Source organism: Streptomyces sp. WZ-12 (assembly GCF_028898845.1).
Lineage (GTDB): Bacteria > Actinomycetota > Actinomycetes > Streptomycetales > Streptomycetaceae > Streptomyces.
The window spans coordinates 6,502,157-6,520,973 of record NZ_CP118574.1; the positions used below are offsets into that span (position 1 = coordinate 6,502,157).

21 protein-coding genes are annotated in these 18,817 nt (G+C 73.1%); 16 read left to right on the plus strand and 5 right to left on the minus strand.

Going from position 1 to position 18,817, the window contains the following annotated elements:
- The first annotated feature begins 2 nt into the window (after positions 1 to 2).
- From priA to hisF, 3 genes are read left to right on the plus strand one after another with little or no spacing between them, the layout of a single operon-like run.
- A complete protein-coding gene (priA, locus tag PV796_RS28110; protein WP_274919279.1) occupies positions 3 to 725 on the plus strand; it encodes a bifunctional 1-(5-phosphoribosyl)-5-((5-phosphoribosylamino)methylideneamino)imidazole-4-carboxamide isomerase/phosphoribosylanthranilate isomerase PriA in 723 nt (240 codons plus the stop codon).
- A 42-nt stretch (positions 726 to 767) separates the two neighbouring features.
- Complete coding sequence (locus PV796_RS28115) at positions 768 to 1,178, plus strand: Rid family hydrolase (RefSeq protein ID WP_274916184.1); 411 nt, start codon at positions 768 to 770, stop codon at positions 1,176 to 1,178.
- 7 nt (positions 1,179 to 1,185) lie between these two features.
- Positions 1,186 to 1,941, plus strand: a complete 756-nt coding sequence (gene hisF / locus PV796_RS28120; RefSeq protein WP_274916185.1) for an imidazole glycerol phosphate synthase subunit HisF — start codon at positions 1,186 to 1,188, stop codon at positions 1,939 to 1,941.
- Positions 1,942 to 2,013: 72 nt separating this feature from the next.
- On the opposite strand, the gene PV796_RS28125 is transcribed toward hisF, so the two are convergent.
- From PV796_RS28125 to PV796_RS28135, 3 genes are read right to left on the minus strand one after another with little or no spacing between them, the layout of a single operon-like run.
- Positions 2,014 to 2,757 (minus strand): succinate dehydrogenase/fumarate reductase iron-sulfur subunit, encoded by a 744-nt coding sequence (locus tag PV796_RS28125; RefSeq protein WP_274916186.1) that lies wholly within the window; start codon positions 2,755 to 2,757, stop codon positions 2,014 to 2,016.
- The gene (locus tag PV796_RS28130) at positions 2,754 to 4,709 is read right to left on the minus strand and encodes a fumarate reductase/succinate dehydrogenase flavoprotein subunit (RefSeq protein ID WP_274916187.1); all 1,956 of its coding nucleotides are present in this window, start codon (positions 4,707 to 4,709) and stop codon (positions 2,754 to 2,756) included. The genes PV796_RS28125 and PV796_RS28130 overlap by 4 nt, the downstream gene beginning before the upstream one ends.
- A gap of 3 nt (positions 4,710 to 4,712) precedes the next feature.
- A complete protein-coding gene (locus PV796_RS28135; RefSeq protein WP_274916188.1) occupies positions 4,713 to 5,414 on the minus strand; it encodes a succinate dehydrogenase in 702 nt (233 codons plus the stop codon).
- A 94-nt stretch (positions 5,415 to 5,508) separates the two neighbouring features.
- Here PV796_RS28135 and PV796_RS28140 point away from each other — a divergent pair, with 94 nt between their 5' ends.
- Positions 5,509 to 6,408 (plus strand): LysR family transcriptional regulator, encoded by a 900-nt coding sequence (locus PV796_RS28140; protein WP_274916189.1) that lies wholly within the window; start codon positions 5,509 to 5,511, stop codon positions 6,406 to 6,408.
- A gap of 33 nt (positions 6,409 to 6,441) precedes the next feature.
- Here PV796_RS28140 and PV796_RS28145 read toward each other — a convergent pair whose 3' ends face one another.
- Positions 6,442 to 7,074, minus strand: coding sequence for a TIGR03085 family metal-binding protein (locus PV796_RS28145; RefSeq protein ID WP_274916190.1), 633 nt, complete (start codon positions 7,072 to 7,074; stop codon positions 6,442 to 6,444).
- A gap of 215 nt (positions 7,075 to 7,289) precedes the next feature.
- Here PV796_RS28145 and hisI point away from each other — a divergent pair, with 215 nt between their 5' ends.
- The 11 genes from hisI (at position 7,290) to lgt (ending at position 16,143) form a co-directional block, all read left to right on the plus strand.
- Positions 7,290 to 7,670, plus strand: a complete 381-nt coding sequence (hisI, locus tag PV796_RS28150; protein ID WP_274916191.1) for a phosphoribosyl-AMP cyclohydrolase — start codon at positions 7,290 to 7,292, stop codon at positions 7,668 to 7,670.
- A gap of 11 nt (positions 7,671 to 7,681) precedes the next feature.
- Positions 7,682 to 9,217: an anthranilate synthase component I gene (locus PV796_RS28155; protein ID WP_274916192.1), complete on the plus strand. Its 1,536-nt coding sequence runs from the start codon at positions 7,682 to 7,684 to the stop codon at positions 9,215 to 9,217.
- Positions 9,218 to 9,272: 55 nt separating this feature from the next.
- Positions 9,273 to 9,926: a TIGR02234 family membrane protein gene (locus PV796_RS28160; RefSeq protein ID WP_274916193.1), complete on the plus strand. Its 654-nt coding sequence runs from the start codon at positions 9,273 to 9,275 to the stop codon at positions 9,924 to 9,926.
- 86 nt (positions 9,927 to 10,012) lie between these two features.
- Entirely contained in the window at positions 10,013 to 10,258 is a 246-nt protein-coding gene (locus tag PV796_RS28165; protein ID WP_274919280.1) for an HGxxPAAW family protein, read from the plus strand.
- A gap of 113 nt (positions 10,259 to 10,371) precedes the next feature.
- Positions 10,372 to 10,803, plus strand: a complete 432-nt coding sequence (locus PV796_RS28170) for a DUF2752 domain-containing protein (RefSeq protein ID WP_274916194.1) — start codon at positions 10,372 to 10,374, stop codon at positions 10,801 to 10,803.
- 167 nt (positions 10,804 to 10,970) lie between these two features.
- Positions 10,971 to 11,780 carry an indole-3-glycerol phosphate synthase TrpC gene (trpC, locus tag PV796_RS28175; protein ID WP_274916195.1) on the plus strand — a complete coding sequence of 270 codons (810 nt, stop codon included), beginning with the start codon at positions 10,971 to 10,973 and terminating at the stop codon, positions 11,778 to 11,780.
- Positions 11,781 to 11,808: 28 nt separating this feature from the next.
- Positions 11,809 to 11,985: a tryptophan biosynthesis modulator TrpM gene (gene trpM / locus PV796_RS28180; RefSeq protein WP_274916196.1), complete on the plus strand. Its 177-nt coding sequence runs from the start codon at positions 11,809 to 11,811 to the stop codon at positions 11,983 to 11,985.
- Between the two features lie 108 nt (positions 11,986 to 12,093).
- Positions 12,094 to 13,353, plus strand: a complete 1,260-nt coding sequence (gene trpB / locus PV796_RS28185) for a tryptophan synthase subunit beta (protein WP_274916197.1) — start codon at positions 12,094 to 12,096, stop codon at positions 13,351 to 13,353.
- Complete coding sequence (gene trpA / locus PV796_RS28190) at positions 13,353 to 14,183, plus strand: tryptophan synthase subunit alpha (RefSeq protein WP_274916198.1); 831 nt, start codon at positions 13,353 to 13,355, stop codon at positions 14,181 to 14,183. Before trpB ends, trpA begins: the two co-directional genes overlap by 1 nt.
- A gap of 78 nt (positions 14,184 to 14,261) precedes the next feature.
- Positions 14,262 to 15,074: a DsbA family protein gene (locus PV796_RS28195; protein WP_274916199.1), complete on the plus strand. Its 813-nt coding sequence runs from the start codon at positions 14,262 to 14,264 to the stop codon at positions 15,072 to 15,074.
- Between the two features lie 103 nt (positions 15,075 to 15,177).
- Entirely contained in the window at positions 15,178 to 16,143 is a 966-nt protein-coding gene (gene lgt, locus PV796_RS28200) for a prolipoprotein diacylglyceryl transferase (protein WP_274916200.1), read from the plus strand.
- Positions 16,144 to 16,234: 91 nt separating this feature from the next.
- On the opposite strand, the gene PV796_RS28205 is transcribed toward lgt, so the two are convergent.
- The gene (locus PV796_RS28205; RefSeq protein ID WP_274916201.1) at positions 16,235 to 17,494 is read right to left on the minus strand and encodes an ADP-ribosylglycohydrolase family protein; all 1,260 of its coding nucleotides are present in this window, start codon (positions 17,492 to 17,494) and stop codon (positions 16,235 to 16,237) included.
- Positions 17,495 to 17,836: 342 nt separating this feature from the next.
- Between PV796_RS28205 and PV796_RS28210 the strand changes: the two genes are divergently transcribed.
- On the plus strand, positions 17,837 to 18,568 hold the full coding sequence (locus tag PV796_RS28210) for a VIT1/CCC1 transporter family protein (RefSeq protein WP_274919281.1): 732 nt from the start codon (positions 17,837 to 17,839) through the stop codon (positions 18,566 to 18,568).
- Positions 18,569 to 18,817: the final 249 nt, after the last annotated feature.

Sequence of the window (18,817 nt, forward strand, 5' to 3'; positions counted from 1 at the left end):
CTGTGAAGAAGCTCGAACTGCTGCCCGCCGTCGACGTCCGCGACGGCCAGGCCGTCCGCCTGGTGCACGGCGAGTCAGGGTCGGAGACCTCCTACGGTGACCCGATGCAGGCCGCCCTCGCCTGGCAGGCGGCCGGCGCCGAGTGGCTGCACCTGGTCGACCTGGACGCCGCCTTCGGCACCGGCGACAACCGCGCGCAGATCGCCGAGGTCGCCCGCTCCATGGACCTCAAGGTCGAGCTGTCCGGCGGCATCCGCGACGACGACTCGCTGGCCGCCGCGCTGGCCACCGGCTGCACCCGGGTCAACATCGGCACCGCGGCGCTGGAGGACCCGGAGTGGGTCGCCAAGATCATCGCCGAGCACGGCGACCGGATCGCGGTCGGCCTGGACGTCCGCGGCACCACCCTGCGCGGCCGCGGCTGGACCCGGGACGGCGGTGACCTCTACGAGACCCTGGCCCGCCTGGACTCCGAGGGCTGCGCCCGCTACGTCGTCACCGACATCAACAAGGACGGCACCCTCCAGGGCCCCAACCTGGAACTGCTGAGGAACGTCTGCGCGGCCACCGACCGCCCGGTCGTCGCCTCCGGCGGCGTCTCCTCCCTCGACGACCTGCGGGCGATCGCCGCGCTGGTGCCCGAGGGTGTGGAGGGCTCCATCGTCGGCAAGGCGCTCTACGCGAAGGCGTTCACCCTCGAAGAGGCGCTGGCGGCGGTGTCCTAAAGGCCGCGGGTGCCGCAACCGACCGCATAGGGAGGCGGCGTGATGAGCATCGAGCGCGTACGGACCGACAGTCCGTGGGAAGAGACCATCGGCTTCGCGCGCGCGGTGGCCGCCGGCGACCGGGTCCTGGTCGCCGGCACCATGCCGCTGGTCGGCGGCGTCCTCCAGGGCGAGGGCGACCCCTACGTCCAGACCAAGGTCGCCTTCGGCAACGCGCTGGCGGCGATCAAACCCTTCGGGTTGGGCGCCGCCGAGGTGCTGCGCACCCGGATGTACCTGACCCACCTGCGGGACGCGGACGCCGCCGCCCGCGCCCACCGCGAGCTGTTCGACGCCGCGCCGCCGGCCACCACCATGGTCGTGGTCTCCGGCTTCGTCGACTCCCGCGTCCTGGTGGAAGTAGAACTAGAAGCGTTCCGGGACCCGTCCCGGGACACCGAGCGAGAGGGCTGAAGACGAGATGACCCTGGCGGTCCGCGTCATTCCCTGCCTGGACGTCGACAACGGCCGCGTGGTCAAGGGCGTCAACTTCCAGAACCTCCGCGACGCCGGGGACCCGGTCGAGATGGCGAAGGTCTACGGCGACGAGGGCGCCGACGAGCTGACCTTCCTCGACATCACCGCGTCCTTTGGCAACCGCGAGACCACCTACGACGTGGTCCGCCGCACCGCCGAGCAGGTCTTCATCCCGCTCACCGTCGGCGGCGGGGTGCGCACCGCCGAGGACGTCGACAAGCTGCTGCGGGCCGGCGCCGACAAGGTGGGGGTGAACACCGCGGCGATCGCCCGCCCCGAGCTGATCAAGGAGATCGCCGAGCGGTTCGGCAGCCAGGTGCTGGTGCTCTCGGTCGACGCCCGCCGCACCGCGTCGGGCGCGTTCGAGGTCACCACGCACGGCGGCCGCCGCTCGGCCGGCATCGACGCCGTCGAATGGGCGCACCGCGCCGCGGAGTTGGGCGCCGGCGAGATCCTGCTGAACTCCATGGACGCGGACGGCACCAAGGACGGCTACGACGTGGCGATGATCGAGGCGGTGCGCCGGCACGTCAGCGTCCCGGTCATCGCCTCCGGCGGCGCCGGCAAGCTGGCCGACTTCGCCCCCGCGGTGGCCGCCGGCGCCGACGCGGTGCTGGCCGCCTCCGTCTTCCACTTCGGCGATCTGCGGATCGGCCAGGTCAAGGACGCGCTGCGGGAGGCCGGCCACCCGGTGCGCTGAGCGCGCGTACGGCACGAGGCCCCCTCCGCACTGTGCGGAGGGGGCCTCGTCGCGTTCCGGCGGCCCGCCGGGTCAGCGGCCCTTGCGGGCCGCGCGGAGGAACTCCCGGTTCATCGCGGTGATGCTGAACAGCGGGATGCCCTTGGGGCAGGCGGTGGCGCACTCGCCGGCCAGGGTGCAGCCGCCGAAGCCCTCCTCGTCCATCTGCGCCACCATGTCCAGCACCCGGGACTCGCGCTCCGGCGCGCCCTGCGGCAGCACGCCCAGGTGGTTGACCTTGGCCGAAGTGAACAGCATCGCCGCGCCGTTGGGGCAGGCCGCCACGCAGGCGCCGCAGCCGATGCACTCGGCGTGCTCGAAGGCGAAGTCGGCGTCCGGCTTGGGCACCGGCGTGGCGTGCGCCTCGGGGGCGGCGCCGGTCGGTGCGGTGATGTAGCCGCCGGCCTGGATGATCCGGTCGAAGGCCGAGCGGTCCACGACGAGGTCCTTGACGACGGGGAAGGCCGCGGCCCGCCACGGTTCGACGTCGAGGGTGTCGCCGTCCTTGAAGGACCGCATGTGCAACTGGCAGGTGGTGGTGCGCTCCGGGCCGTGCGCATCGCCGTTGATGACGAGCGAGCAGGCGCCGCAGATGCCCTCGCGGCAGTCGTGGTCGAAGGCGACCGGGTCGTCCCCGGCCAGGATGAGCCGTTCGTTGAGGACGTCCAGCATCTCCAGGAAGGACATGTCGGGCGAGATGCCGTCCACCTCGTACGTGGACATGGCGCCGTCGGCGTCGGCGTGTGGCTGCCGCCAGACGCGCAGGGTGAGCTTCATGCGTAGCTCCGCTGGGTGGGGTGGACGTACTCGAAGACCAGGTCTTCCTTGTGCAGGGTGGGGGCCGCGCCGGTGCCGGTGAACTCCCAGGCGGCCGCGTAGGAGAACGCCTCGTCCCGGCGGGCGGCCTCGCCGTCCGGGGTCTGCGACTCCTCGCGGAAGTGGCCGCCGCAGGACTCGGCGCGGTGCAGCGCGTCGAGGCACATCAGCTCGGCCAGCTCCAGGTAGTCGACGATCCGGTTGGCCTTCTCCAGCGACTGGTTGAACTCCTCGCCGGTGCCCGGGACCTTGATGCGCCGCCAGAACTCCTCGCGGATCTGCGGGATCCGGTCCAGCGCCTTGCGCAGGCCCGCGTCGGTGCGGGCCATCCCGCAGTGCTCCCACATGAGTTCACCGAGCTCGCGGTGGAAGGAGTCCGGGGTGCGGTCGCCGTCGACGGCCAGCAGCAGGTTCAGCCGGTCCTCGGTCTCCGCCAACACGCTCTGGACGACCGGGTGTTCGGCGGTCACGGCGCTTTCGTCGGCCCGGCTCGGATGGCGCGCCAGGTAGTCGTTGATGGTGGCGGGCAGCACGAAGTAGCCGTCGGCCAGGCCCTGCATCAGCGCGCTGGCGCCCAGGCGGTTGGCGCCGTGGTCGGAGAAGTTGGCCTCGCCGACCGCGAACAGGCCCGGGATCGTGGTCTGGAGGTCGTAGTCGACCCACAGGCCGCCCATCGTGTAGTGCACCGCCGGGTAGATCCGCATCGGCACCTCGTACGGGTCCTCGTCGGTGATCCGCTGGTACATGTCGAAGAGGTTGCCGTACTTGGCCTCGACGGCCTTGCGGCCCAGCCGCGCGATGGCGTCGGCGAAGTCCAGGTAGACGCCCTGCCCGCCGGGGCCCACGCCGCGGCCCTCGTCGCAGACGTTCTTCGCGGCCCGGGAGGCGATGTCGCGGGGGACGAGGTTGCCGAACGCCGGGTAGATCCGCTCCAGGTAGTAGTCGCGCTCGTCCTCGGGGATCGCGTTCGCCGGGCGGGTGTCGCCCTTGGCCTTGGGCACCCAGATCCGGCCGTCGTTGCGCAGCGACTCGCTCATCAGGGTCAGCTTGGACTGGTGGTCGCCGGTGCGCGGGATGCAGGTCGGATGGATCTGGGTGAAGCAGGGGTTGGCGAAGTAGGCGCCGCGCCGGTGGGCCCGCCACACGGCGGTGGCGTTGGAGTTCATGGCGTTGGTCGACAGGTAGAAGACGTTGCCGTAGCCGCCGGAGGCGAGGACCACCGCGTCCGCGAAGTGGGTGGAGACCTTCCCGGTGATCAGGTCGCGGGCGACGATGCCGCGGGCCCGGCCGTCGACGACGAGCAGGTCGAGCATCTCGGTGCGCGGGTGCAACTCGACGTTGCCGGCGGCGATCTGCCGCGACAGCGCCTGGTAGGCGCCGAGCAGGAGCTGCTGTCCCGTCTGGCCGCGGGCGTAGAAGGTGCGGGAGACCTGGACGCCGCCGAAGGAACGGGTGTCGAGCAGGCCGCCGTACTCGCGGGCGAACGGGACGCCCTGCGCCACGCACTGGTCGATGATCTCCACCGAGATCTGGGCCAGCCGGTGGACGCCCGACTCCCGCGCCCGGAAGTCGCCGCCCTTGACGGTGTCGTAGAAGAGCCGGTGGACGGAGTCGCCGTCGTTGCGGTAGTTCTTCGCGGCGTTGATGCCGCCCTGCGCGGCGATGGAGTGGGCCCGGCGCGGCGAGTCCTGGTAGCAGAACTGGACGACGTGGTAGCCCTGTTCGGCCAGGGTGGCGCCGGCCGAGCCGCCGGCCAGGCCGGTGCCGACGACGATGACGGTGTGCTTGCGGCGGTTGGCCGGATTGACCAGCTTGGCCTCGAAGCGGCGGGTGTCCCAGCGCTCGGCGATCGGGCCGGCGGGGGCCTTGGCGTCGGCGACCGGCTCCCCGGTCGCGTAGTCGGTGTAGTTCACGGGTCAGCTCACCACTTTGGTCATGACGCCCACGGGGACGGCGATGAAGCCGACCGTGAGCAGCAGCGCGAGGAGGTTGGCAAGGGCCTTCAGGACCCGGTCGCGGGTGCGGCTGCCGGCGCCGAGGGTCTGGGCGGCGCTCCAGAAGCCGTGCCGGATGTGCAGCCCGAGGGCGAGCATCGCGACGAGGTAGATGACGTTGCCGTACCAGGTGGAGAAGGTGCCGACGACGTTCTGGTACGGGTGGCCCGCCCGGAAGTCGGGGTGCACGGTGCCGGTCGTCAGGTCCATCAGGTGCCAGACGATGAACAGGCCGAGGATGATCCCGCCCCACCGCATGGTGCGGGTGGCGTAGCTGGCCCGCCGCCTGCGGTGCACGTACTTGCTGGGGCGGGCCCGGATGTCGCGGCGGCTGAGCTGGTAGGCGGAGACCGCGTGCGCGACGACCGCGACGACCAGCACGACGCGGATCAGCCACAGCGTCCACTCGTAGTGCATGAAGGGCTCGCCGACGGTGCGCAGCCAGTGCGCGTAGTGGTCGAACTCCCCGGGCCCGAAGAAGATCTTGAGGTTCCCGATCATGTGGGCGACCAGGTAGAGCAGCATGATCAGGCCGCTGACGGCCATCACCGTCTTCTTGCCGACGGAGGATTCCCACACCGTCACTACCTTGGACGGCCGATCCGTCCGCGTTGCCAATGCCATGAGTCACGACGCTAGGGATGCGCCCGCCATCAGTCCAAGACATGGTCCGGCTCATCTCCATAGGCTGCGCCTATCACGGCTCTATAGTCGTCCCATGCAGCTACAGCAGCTCCGCTACTTCACGGCCGTGGCCGAAACCCGCCACTTCACCCGCGCCGCCGAGCGCGAACACGTCGCCCAGCCCTCGCTCTCCCAGCAGATCCGGGCGCTGGAACGGGAGTTGGGCGCCGAGCTCTTCCACCGCGCCCGCGGCCACATCGCCCTCACCGACGCCGGCGAGACCCTGCTGCCGCTGGCCCGCCGGATCCTCGCCGACACCGAGACCGCCCGCCGCGAGGTCCAGGAGGTCGCCCAACTCCGCCGCGGCCGGCTCCGGCTCGGCGCCCCGCCCAGCCTCTGCGCCAGCCTCGTCCCCGACGTGCTCAGCGCCTTCCACGCCGCCTACCCCGGCGTCGAGTTGATCGTCACCGAGGACGGCTCCCAGGACCTCGTCCGGGCCCTGGCCGACGGCGCCCTCGACCTGGCACTGATCATCACGCCGCTGCCCGGCCAGGCCCCGGCGCTGGCCACCGCCGAGCTGCTGCGCGAGGAACTGGTGGTGGTCTCCGCCCCCGACCGCCCGGCACCGGTGAGCGGCCGGCGCACCCGGATCCGGGTGGCCGACCTCCGCGGCCGCCCGCTCGCCATGTTCCGCCGCGGCTACGACCTGCGGGAGTTCACCACCGCCGCGTGCCGCGCGGCCGGCTTCGAGCCGACCTTCACCGTCGAGGGCGGCGAGATGGACGCGGTCCTCGGCTTCGTCCGCGCCGGGCTCGGCGTCGCCGTGGTCCCCAGCATGGTCGCCGAGCGCTCCGGCCTGCGGATCACCCCGTTCGCCACCCCCGACATGCACCGGGTGGTCTCGGTGGCGCACCGCGGCGACGTCTCCCCCTCCCGCGCCGCCCGCGAACTGGAACGCATCCTGCGCGCGCACCTGGCCGACGGACCCCGCTGACCGGCACCGGGGGACCGGGAAAGACGCCCCGGCTCACACCCCCAGCTTCGCCGCCCGCAGCTTCGCCACCGCGTCCTCGTCGCCGTCCCACTCCACCTTCGCGGCGTCCTGCCGGCCGAAGGCGAACATCGTCAGCTCGCCCGGCTCACCGGTGACCGTCACCACCGGGGTGCCCCGGTGCGCCACCGCGGTCTGCCCGTCCGGCCGCCGCAGCACCAGCCCGACCGGCGCCTTCCGGCCCAGCACCCGGGCCGCCCGCTCCAGCCGCGCCCACAGCGCGTCCGCGAACACCGGGTCCGGCTCGCGCGGGGTCCAGTCCGGCTGGGCCCGGCGCACGTCCTCGGCGTGGACGTAGAACTCCACGGTGTTGGACGCCTCGTCGACCTGCTTCAGCGCGAACGGCGACATCTTCGGCGGCCCCGTCCTGATGAGCTGGATCAGCTCCTCGTACGGCTTCGCCGCGAACTCCGCCTGCACCCGCTCCAGCCGGGCCGCCAGCGGCTTGACCAAGATCCCGGCGGACGCGTCGGCCCGCCGCTCGCGGACCACCACGTGCGCGGCGAGATCCCGCGTCGTCCAGTCCTCGCACAGCGTGGGCGCCTCGGGCCCCGCGCTCTCCAACAGGTCGGCCAGAAGGAGCCGTTCACGCTTCGCATGGGTCGACATACGGTCAGCCTACGACCGCCCCGCGCGCCCTGCCACGGCGCACCACCCCCGGCCGGCGCCCCCTCAACCCCGCAGCACCACCGCGGCCACCACCACCGCGGCCACCAGCGCCGCCACGAACACCACCACCATCACCCGCACCGCGACCCTGGCCACCCGGTCCGGTGGCGGCTGCTGATCCATTCCAGCAGGATGCCGCACGGCACAATGGACCCATGACCACCAGCCGTGTCACCGAGTCCGCACTGGATCCCGCCGTCGCCGCCCGCCTCAAGCGCGACGCCGACGGCCTGTTCCCGGCCATCGCCCAGCAGTACGACACCGGCGAGGTGCTGATGCTCGGCTGGATGGACGACGAGGCGCTGCACCGCACCCTCACCACCGGCCGCTGCACCTACTGGTCCCGCAGCCGCCGCGAGTACTGGGTCAAGGGCGATACTTCCGGCCACGTCCAACACGTCAGGTCCGTCGCCCTGGACTGCGACGCCGACACCGTCCTGGTCAAGGTCGACCAAGTCGGCGCCGCCTGCCACACCGGCACCCGCACGTGCTTCGATGCGGACGTATTGGCGAACGGGCCGGCCACCGACCAGTAGGCTCCGCTGCCATGACCACGGGAACCACGGGCACCGCCACACCGGACCTCGACACCTTCCGCACGCTCGCCAAGGACCGGCGGGTCATCCCCGTCACCCGGCGCCTCCTCGCGGACGGCGACACCCCGGTCGGGCTCTACCGCAAGCTGGCCGGCGAGCGCCCCGGCACCTTCCTGTTGGAATCCGCCGAGAACGGCCGCACGTGGTCGCGGTACTCCTTCATCGGCGTCCGCAGCGCCGCGACCCTCACCGCCCGCGACGGGCAGGCGTATTGGCTCGGCACCCCGCCGGTCGGCGTCCCCACCGACGGCGACCCGCTCGCCGCCCTGCGCGCCACCGTCGAGACCCTGCACACCCCGCACGACCTCATCGAGGGCGAGGGCCTGCCCCCGTTCACCGGCGGCATGGTCGGCTACCTCGGCTACGACATCGTGCGCCGGCTGGAGAAGGTCGGCGAGCACACCGTCGACGACCTCGGCCTGCCCGAGCTGACCATGCTGCTCACCTCCGACCTCGCGGTCCTGGACCACTGGAGCGGCACGGTCCTGCTGATCGCCAACGCGATCAACCACAACGACCTGGAGACCGGCGTCGACGAGGCGTACGCGGACGCGGTGGCCCGCCTGGACACCATGGCCGACGACCTCGCCCGCCCCGCCCCCGCCAGCGCCGCCGCGCTCCCGCCGTCCGCCGTGCCCCCGTACACCGGCGCGTGGGGCGCCGAGTCCTTCATGGCCGCCGTCGAGGACGTCAAGGAGCGCATCCGGGCCGGCGAGGCGTTCCAGGTGGTGCCCTCGCAGCGGTTCGAAACCCCCTGCACCGCAAGCGCGTTGGACGTCTACCGGGCGCTGCGGGCGACCAACCCCAGCCCGTACATGTACCTCTTCCGCTTCGAAGACGGCAACGGCGGCGCGTTCGACGTGGTCGGCTCCAGCCCCGAGGCACTGGTCAAGGTGGAGGGCGGCCGCGCCATGGTGCATCCGATCGCCGGCACCCGCCCGCGCGGCGCGACGGTCCAGGAGGACCAGGCGCTCGCCGACGAGTTGATGGCCGACCCCAAGGAGCGCGCCGAGCACCTGATGCTGGTCGACCTGGGCCGCAACGACCTGGGCCGGGTCTGCGAGCCGGGCAGCGTCGAGGTCGTCGACTTCATGTCCGTCGAGCGCTACAGCCACGTCATGCACATCGTCTCGACGGTGACTGGGACGGTCGCCGAGGGCCGCACCGCCTTCGACGTGCTCACCGCCTGCTTCCCCGCCGGCACCCTCTCCGGCGCCCCCAAGCCGCGCGCCCTGCAGATCATCGAGGAACTGGAGCCGACCCGGCGCGGCCTCTACGGCGGCTGCGTGGGCTACCTGGACTTCGCCGGCGACTCCGACACCGCCATCGCCATCCGCACCGCCCTGCTGCGGAACGGCACCGCCTACGTCCAGGCCGGCGCCGGCATCGTCGCCGACTCCGACCCGGTCGCCGAGGACACCGAGTGCCGCAACAAGGCCGCCGCCGTCCTCCGCGCCGTGCACACCGCCAACCACCTGGGGAAATGACCCGGCGCACCCCCGCCCACCGGCCCGCGGGGGTCGGTGGGCGATAGTGGTGTGCGTGAGTGCCGTACCCCAGCCCCGTACCGACACCGAGCCGGCCGCGCCGCCGGCCCGGCCCGCGCGCAGCGCCAAGCGGTCCCTCGCCCTGGCGCTGCTGCTCGGCGCCGCCGGCGCGAGCCTGGCCCTGCTGGCCTCCGGCCGCATCTGGGCGCGCGGCACCGCGGTGCTGGCCCAGGGCGAGCTGCCGCGCACCGTGACCGGCGCCGACGTGACCGGGGTGCCCGGCGCGCTGGCGGTGGTCGGGCTGGCCGCCCTGGTCGCCGTCTTCGCGGTCCGCCGGGTCGGCCGGATCGTGGTCGCCGCGCTGCTCGCCCTCAGCGGGCTGGGCGTCGCCGTCGCCGCCGCGCTCGGCAACGCCGACACCTCCGCGCTGCGCGAGAAGGCCGCCGACGCGGTCGGGCTGGCCGGCGCCGACGTGCACCACGTCAGCCACACCGTCTGGCCCTGGGTGGCCGCCGCCGGCGGCCTGCTGCTGCTCCTGGCCGGCGTGCTGGCCCTGGTCTTCGGCCGCTCCTGGCCCGGGATGTCCGGCCGCTACGAGCGCACCCCCGGCGGCGCCCGCGGCCCGCGGCGCGCCCCGGCCGCCCCGGACCTGGACCGCCCCGAGGAGATCTGGAAGTCCCTGGACCGCGGCGAGGACCCCACCCGGTAAAAGGGTTCCGCCCGGCATCGGTGACAATGGACGACGACATTCCTGCGCCCGCACCCCGGCGCGACTTCAGTAACGAGGAGCACTCCATGTCGAGCAGTGGCCACGGACACACCCCCGCCGCCTGGACCGGCGTCATCATCGCGTTCATCGGCTTCTGCGTGGCCGGTGCCTTCATCGTGGTGGCCAACGTGCCCGGTTTCTGGGCCGGCATGGCGCTGATCGCCGCCGGTGCCGTCGTGGGTGGCGTGATGCGCGCGGCCGGCCTCGGCCAGACGCCCAAGCGTTCCGGCCAGCCCATCGCGCAGGCCAAGGCCCAGCCGCAGGAAGGCTGAGCCCCGCTCGCCCAGGAGCCCCCGAAGGCGCCGCTTCCCGCCCCGTACGGCCCGCGTCCCGTACGGCGGCGATGAAGCTGCGCCTTCCCGCGTCCGGTAGCACCATCGGCACCGTGAGTGATCCCCTGGTCCCGGCGCGGCCCGCCGGCCCGCTGCGCCGCCTCGCGGCACCGGTCGGCACCCTGGCGGCGGCCGTCGCCGCCTTCGCCTACGTCGGCGCCGTCGACCCCAACGAGCCGGGCCACTACCCGATCTGCCCGCTGCGCCACCTCACCGGCCTGCTCTGTCCGGCCTGCGGCGGACTGCGCAGCGCCCACGCCCTCGCGCACGGCGACCTCGCCGCCGCGCTGGGCGCCAACGCCCCGGCGGTGGCCGGCTGCGCCGCGTTCGCGCTCTTCTGGCTCGGCTGGCTGGCCCGCGCGGCGCGCGGCCTGCCCACCGCGGGCCCCCGCCCCCGGCCGGTCCACTGGTGGGCGCTGGGCGGGCTGCTGTTGGCCTTCACCCTGGTCCGCAACCTCCCCGTCGGCGCCGTGCTGCGGCCCTGATCCCGCCCCCTTACCGCACCCCTAGATGTCCAGGTTGTGGGACCGCGGTCAACCGGATGTGAGACCTGCACCCCACGCCGGATACCATCGAAAGAAGCCGTCAGGGAACAGCAGGTGCGGTCCCCGGACGCTGTCCACCTCCACCGTCCAAGAAGGAGGCCGCTCGCGTGAGCGTGCTCGATGAGATCATCGACGGAGTCCGCGCCGACCTCGCCGAGCGACAGGCGCGCGTCAGCCTCGACGAGCTCAAGGAGCGGGCCCGCAAGGCGCGCCCGGCCCTGGACGGCGCCGCCGCCCTGAAGGGCGAGGGCGTGCGGGTGATCTGCGAGGTCAAGCGCTCCAGCCCCTCCAAGGGCGCGCTGGCCGCGATCGCCGACCCCGCGGGCCTGGCCGCCGACTACGAGGCCGGCGGCGCCGCGGTCATCTCCGTCCTCACCGAGCAGCGCCGGTTCGGCGGCTCGCTCGCCGACCTGGAGGCGGTCCGCGCCAAGGTCGACATCCCGGTCCTGCGCAAGGACTTCATCGTCACCGCCTACCAGCTCTGGGAGGCCCGGGCCTACGGCGCCGACCTCGCGCTGCTGATCGTCGCCGCGCTGGAGCAGGAGGCGCTGGTCTCGCTGATCGAGCGGGCCGAGTCGATCGGGCTGACGCCGCTGGTCGAGGCGCACGACGAGGACGAGGTCGCCCGCGCGGTGGCCGCCGGCGCCCGGATCATCGGGGTCAACGCCCGCAACCTCAAGACCCTGGAGGTCGACCGCGGCACCTTCACCCGCGTCGCCCCCGAGATCCCCGACCACATCGTCAAGGTCGCCGAGTCCGGCGTGCGCGGCCCGCACGACCTGATCGCCTACGCCAACGACGGCGCCGACGCCGTCCTGGTGGGCGAGTCGCTGGTCACCGGCAAGGACCCCAGGTCCGCGGTCGCCGACCTGGTCGCGGCCGGCTCGCACCCCGCGATCCGGCACGGCCGGGACTGACCTCCCCCACCACGACAGGCACCCCGACATGACCGCCGTCCCCCGCCGCCCCGAGGCCCGGGTCAGCGCGCTGCCCTCGTGGCACCGCGGCTGCCGGGCCCCCGCTCGGCGGGTGCGGGGGCGTCGGGTCCGGTACCACATCGGCTCCGAACCGGGCCAGATCAACGGGATGCGATGGCGCCCGGGGACCGCGCGCCCCGCGTGATGTCCCCGTAAGCGGCGACCCACCGCGACACCGCGCGCACCACCGTCACGTCACATCCCGCATCACCGGTACCCCCGGGGCGAGGCGCCCCGGTCGAGGAGTGCTCAGATGTCCGTAGGCAGTTCCCGTTTCTTCCTTCCCGACCCGGATGGTCAAGTCCCCACCGCCGAGGGGTACTTCGGCGCGTTCGGCGGCAAGTTCATCCCCGAGGCGCTGGTCGCCGCGGTGGACGAGGTCGCCGCCGAGTACGAGAAGGCCAAGGCCGACCCGGCGTTCGCCGCCGAGCTCGACGACCTGATGGTCAACTACACCGGGCGCCCCAGCGCGCTCACCGAGGTGCCGCGGTTCGCCGAACACGCCGGCGGCGCCCGGGTGTTCCTCAAGCGCGAGGACCTCAACCACACCGGCTCACACAAGATCAACAACGTGCTCGGGCAGGCCCTGCTCACCAAGCGCATGGGCAAGACCCGGGTCATCGCCGAGACCGGCGCCGGCCAGCACGGCGTCGCCACCGCCACCGCCTGCGCCCTCTTCGGCCTCGACTGCACCATCTACATGGGCGAGGTCGACACCAAGCGGCAGGCCCTCAACGTGGCCCGGATGCGGATGCTGGGCGCGGAGGTCATCTCCGTGACGTCCGGCAGCCGCACCCTCAAGGACGCCATCAACGAGGCGTTCCGGGACTGGGTCGCCAACGTCGACCGCACCCACTACCTCTTCGGCACGGTCGCCGGCCCGCACCCCTTCCCGGCGCTGGTCCGCGACTTCCACCGGGTCATCGGCGTCGAGGCCCGCCGGCAGATCCTGGAGCGCGCGGGCCGGCTGCCGGACGCCGCGGTGGCCTGCGTCGGCGGCGGCTCCAACGCCATCGGCCTGTTCCACGCCTTCCTGCCCGACACCGACGTCCGCCTGATCGGCTGCGAGCCCGGCGGCCACGGCGTCGAGACCGGCGAGCACGCCGCCACCCTCACCGAGGGCACCCCCGGCATCCTGCACGGCTCCCGCTCCTACGTCCTCCAGGACGAGGACGGCCAGATCACCGAGCCGTACTCGATCTCGGCCGGCCTGGACTACCCCGGCATCGGCCCCGAGCACTCCTACCTCAAGGACGTCGGCCGCGCCGAGTACCGCGCGGTCACCGACGACGAGGCGATGCAGGCCCTGCGGCTGCTGTCCCGCACCGAGGGCATCATCCCGGCCATCGAGAGCGCCCACGCGCTGGCCGGCGCCCTGGAGGTCGGCCGGGAGCTGGGCCCCGACGGCCTGCTGCTGGTGAACCTCTCCGGCCGCGGCGACAAGGACATGGACACCGCCGCCCGCTACTTCGGGCTCTACGACGACAGCCGCACCGACGAGGGGGACAAGTGATGGCGGGCAACCTCGAACTGCTCACCTCCGTACTGGCGCAGGCCAAGGCGGAGGACCGGGCGGCCCTGGTCGGCTACCTGCCGGCCGGCTTCCCCACCGTCGACGGCGGCATCCGGGCGCTGACCGAGATGTTGGACGGCGGCTGCGACATCGTCGAGGTCGGACTGCCGCACAGCGACCCGGTGTTGGACGGCCCGGTGATCCAGACCGCCGACGACATCGCGCTGCGCGCCGGCGTCAAGATCGTCGACGTGCTCCGCACGGTCCGCGAGGCGCACGCCGCCACCGGCGCCCCGGTGCTGTGCATGACGTACTGGAACCCGGTCGACCGCTACGGCGTCGAGCGGTTCGCCGCCGATCTCGCCGACGCCGGCGGCGCCGGCTGCATCCTGCCGGACCTCCCGGTCGAGGAGTCCGAGGTCTGGCGGAAGGCCGCCGAACAGCACGGCCTGGCCACCGTCTTCGTGGTCGCGCCGAGCAGCCGGGACGAGCGGCTGGCCAAGATCACCGCGGCCGGCAGCGGCTTCGTCTACGCGGCCTCCCTGATGGGCGTCACCGGCACCCGCGAGTCCGTCGGCCGCGAGGCGGCGGACCTGGTGGCCCGCACCCGCGCCACCACCGACCTCCCCGTCTGCGTCGGCCTCGGCGTCTCCAACGCCGAACAGGCCGCCGAGGTGGCCCACTTCGCCGACGGTGTGATCGTCGGCTCGGCGTTCGTCAAGTGCCTCCTGGGCGCCGACGGCGACCTTGACGCCGGCCTCGCCGCGGTCCGGGAGCTCGCCGGCCAACTCGGCGCCGGGGTGCGCCGGGGCGGCGCGCCCGGTAACTGACGCACCACGCTCGCTCGTTCGGGCGAACCTTGGAGCGGAGGGGTGCGACTGCGCCCCTCCGCTTCGTTGTCCCCGGGCGTGAACCAGAAGAACCATGACGGCCAGAACCGTGACGGAACGAGCAGCGCCCGCGAGCGACTTCAGGAAGAGCGGGCCAAGGAGAAGACGCGCGCCCGGCGGGTCCGCCAGGCGGTCGTCGCCGGGGCGGTGGTGGCGACGCTCGCGGTGGCCGGCGGGATCGCCGTCTGGGTGTCCTCCGGCGGCGGCACCGGCAGCATCGCCGACAACGCGTTCGCCCTCCCCAAACAGGCCAGCGACGGCGACAAGCCCGCCGTCAAGGTGGGCGCGGCCGGCGCCCGTTCCACCCTGACCGTCTGGGAGGACTTCCGCTGCCCGGCCTGCCAGCAGTTCGAGACCGGCTTCCGCCCGGTGATCCACGAGCTGGAGGACGCCGGCAAGCTCAAGGTCGAGTACCACCTCGCCACCCTCATCGACGGCAACGGCGGCGGCAGCGGCTCGCTGAAGGCCGCCAACGCCGCCCTGTGCGCCCAGGACGCCGGGAAGTTCCGCCCGTACCACGACGTGCTCTACGCCAACCAACCGCCCGAGCAGCAGGACCGCTTCAGCGACAAGAACTACCTGATCCAACTGGCCGGCAAGGTCGGCGGTTTGGTGAACGACACCTTCACCTCGTGCGTCAAGAGCGGCCGCTACGAGGACTTCGTCCGCAAGTCCAACGCCGCCTTCGCCGCCGGCGGCTTCCGCGGCACCCCGACCGTGCTGCTCAACGGCAAGGACCTGGCCCAGGTCAAGGGCGGCCGGCTCACCCCCGCCGACCTGAAGAAGAGGGTCGAGGAGGCCGACCAGGGGAAGTCGCACGGCGAGGGCTGACCCGGCCGGCGGGCACCGCCGGCCGGCTTCGGGGGTCGTTACGCAGCCGTAGCCGGGCCGGGTTGTCGTCAACCCGGCCCGGCGCGGTAGCGTCGGTCCTGCCATGGACCTCGCATTCATTCCCAGCCCGTCGACCGGTGTCGTCCACCTCGGCCCGATCCCGCTACGCGGCTACGCGTTCTGCATCATCATCGGCGTGTTCGTCGGCGTCTGGCTCGGCAACCGGCGCTGGGTGCAGCGCGGCGGCCGCTCCGGCACGGTCGCCGACATCGCCGTGTGGGCGGTGCCCTTCGGCCTCGTCGGCGGCCGCCTGTACCACGTCATCACGACGTACGAGCCGTACTTCGGCAAGAACGGCCACCCGCTCGACGCCTTCAAGGTCTGGCAGGGCGGCCTCGGCATCTGGGGCGCGGTGGCGCTGGGCGCGCTCGGCGCCTGGATCGGCTGCCGCCGCCGGGGCATCCCGATGCCCGCCTACGCCGACGCGCTGGCGCCGGGCCTGGCGATCGGCCAGGCGATCGGCCGCTGGGGCAACTGGTTCAACCAGGAGCTGTACGGCAGGCCCACCGACCTCCCGTGGGCGCTGAAGATCAACCCGGACCCGGCGATCGGCCGGATCGGCGGCACCTACCACCCGACGTTCCTCTACGAGTCCCTGTGGTGCCTGGGCGTCGCGGCCCTGGTGATCTGGGCGGACAAGCGCTTCCGCCTCGGCCACGGCCGGGTCTTCGCACTCTATGTCGCCGCGTACTGCGCGGGCCGCGCCTGGATCGAGTACATGCGCGTCGACGAGGCGCACCACATCCTCGGCCTGCGGCTCAACGACTGGACGTCGCTGATCGTCTTCATCCTGGCCGTCGTCTACATGGTCGTCTCCGCGAAGAAGGCCCCGGGTCGGGAGGAGATCGTCGAGCCGGAGTGGCAGCTCGGCGAGGGCGCGCAGGACGGCGTCAAGGAGACCGGGGGCACCAAGGACCGTAAGGACGGTGGCAAGGAGGCGGACGCCGAGCCGGGCGCCGCGTCCGACGCACCGAAGGCCGCCGGGAGTTCGGGCGGTGCGAAGCCCTGACGCCGACGCCGGCCACCCTCCGACCGGAGCGCCGGGCGGACCCGCTCACACCGGGACCGCCCGGCGCTCCGCCGTCTGCGCGGGCGACCCCTCAGCGCCCGCTGGCCTCGGTCACCGCCACCCGCGCCGCGAGGGTGGTGAACGCCTGCTCGTGGCGGAGCCGGCGGCCCTGGTCGCGGGCGAAGACCTCGCGGGCGACGGCGGCCAGCGCGGCGGCCGGCGCGTGCAGGTCGAGCCGGTTGGCCCGGGCGACCTCGGCGCTCCACTCGGCGGGTACCGCCGCCGCGCCACCGAGGGCGCCGGCGAGCGCGCCGGCCATGGTGGCGATGGCGGCGCAGCCCCGCCCGTAGTTGACCGCGCCCAGCACGGTGGCCCGGTAGTCGCCGCCGGCGGCCAGCAACAGGCCCAGCGCGACGGGGAGTTCCTCGACGGCGTGCAGCCGGGAGGGCCGGCGGGCGCCCAGCGACGGTTCGCGGTAGTCGGGGCCGACGGTGTCGAAGGGCGCGACCGCGGCCCGCAACGGTGCCAGCGCCGACGCGTGGTCGGTGCCCGGCGCGGCGGCGTCACGGACCGCCTCGATCGCCGCCCGGGTGCCGTCCTTCGCCAGCCGCAGCGCATGCCCGACGACCGAGGTCGGGGTGGCGTCCGGGAGGAACGCGGCGGCCACCGCGGCGGCGAACACCCCGGCCGCCTCCCGCCCGTAGGAGGACTGGTGGGCGCCGGCGATGTCCAGCGCCTCGGCGTAAGCCCGGTCCGGATGGCCGGCGTTGACCACGCCGACCGGTGTCATGTACGCCGCCGCACCGCAGTTGACGGTGTTTCCGACGCCGGCCTCGCGCGGGTCGGCGTGGCCGTAGTGCAGCCGCGCCACGATCCACTTCTCGGCGAGGAAGATCCGCTGCAACGGCGGTGCCTCCGCCTCCAGTTCGGGGAGCCAGCGGGGGGTGCCGATCAGGTCCGGGACGAGGCGGTCGGCGACGGCGTAGGCGTCGAGGTGGTCGCGGACGGTCTCGTAGACGCGGACCAGGGCGTGGGTCATCAGGGTGTCGTCGGTGAGGTGCCCCTGGCCCTTGTGGTGCGGGGTGCGGTGGCGGGCGGTGCGCCAGTCCTGGTGGACGGGGCCGACGATGCCCTCGACCCGGCCGCCGTGCCGGGCCACGATCTGCTCCGGCGTCAGGCCCTGGACCGGCCCGCCGAGCGCGTCGCCGACCGCGGCCCCGACGAGCGCGCCGGCCGCCCGGTCCTCCAGGGGCGCGACCTCGGGAGGTGCGGCGGCGCCGTGGGGGATCGGGGGCCGGGTGGGATCCGGGGGTTCGGGGTCCGGTCGGGTGGTGGCGGTGGCGTCGGTCATCTGTGGTGGTGTCCTCTCGGTGAAGTCCCTCCGGGGTGGGCCGGGCGGGGTGCGGCCGCCCGGATCCGGTATCCGTCCCCCGCGGCGGCCCGGCTCTCCTCCCGGGGCCGGCAGGGTCACCCGGATCGACTCCCGCGGGCGGGCGCGGGGGAGTCAGGTGACCCTTTGTGACCCGGATCACGGACTTCTCGCCTCGATAAAACCGCAGGTCAGCGGGGTAAGTTCGGCCTTCCTTGCTAGCGGAGGAGGGCAATTCGCGCATAGCTTCGAGGTGTTGAAGGGGGAAGCGCCGCCATTGGCCCACACCTCGCAGAGCAGGGAGCAGGTCCTGATATGTCGGTCATGGAGATCATGGATGTCGGTGCCGCGACGCATGTGGCGCACCGCGACAACCACACCCACCGCGACGTCAACGGCGGCTGGCTCCGCCCCGCCGTCTTCGGCGCGATGGACGGCCTGGTGTCCAACCTCGCGCTGATGACGGGCGTGGCCGGCGGCGCGGTGTCGCAGCAGACGATCGTGATCACCGGGCTCGCGGGGCTGGCGGCCGGCGCGTTCTCGATGGCCGCGGGGGAGTACACCTCGGTGGCTTCGCAGCGTGAACTGGTCGTCGCGGAGCTGGACATCGAGCGGGCCGAGTTGCGCAAGCACCCGAAGGACGAGCAGGCGGAGCTGGCCGCGCTCTACGAGTCCCGCGGGGTGGAGCCGGAGCTCGCCCGGCAGGTCGCCGAGCAGCTCTCCCGTGACCCCGAGCAGGCGCTGGAGATCCACGCCCGCGAGGAGTTGGGCATCGATCCCTCGGACCTTCCTTCCCCCACCGTCGCCGCCGTCTCGTCCTTCGGATCCTTTGCGCTGGGCGCGCTCCTCCCTGTTCTTCCCTTCCTGCTGGGCGCCAGCGCGCTCTGGCCCTCGCTGCTGCTGGCGCTGCTCGGACTCTTCGCCTGCGGCGCCGTCGTGGCGCGTGTGACGGCCCGTTCCTGGTGGTTCAGCGGGCTGCGTCAGCTCGCGCTGGGCGGTGCCGCGGCGGCCGTGACGTACGGCCTGGGGTCGGTGTTCGGGACGGTAGTGGGTTGACGTCTCATACGGGTGACCGCATGATGGCCGCGTTACCCAGCGGTTTCGGCTCGTTGACGACCGGGCATAAGGCCCTGGCGTCGCGGGCAACGTCGCTCGCCGAACGCCACCGCTTCAGGGCGGCCCGTGTCCGTCCGCATTCCCCTTAGATTCGCCTCACCGCTGATGCGGTGTCCGTATGTTGGAAGGCGTCTTCCGCTTTTTGGGAAGCGGGCCATCCTGTAACCTGCACGAAATTTCAGCGGAGGG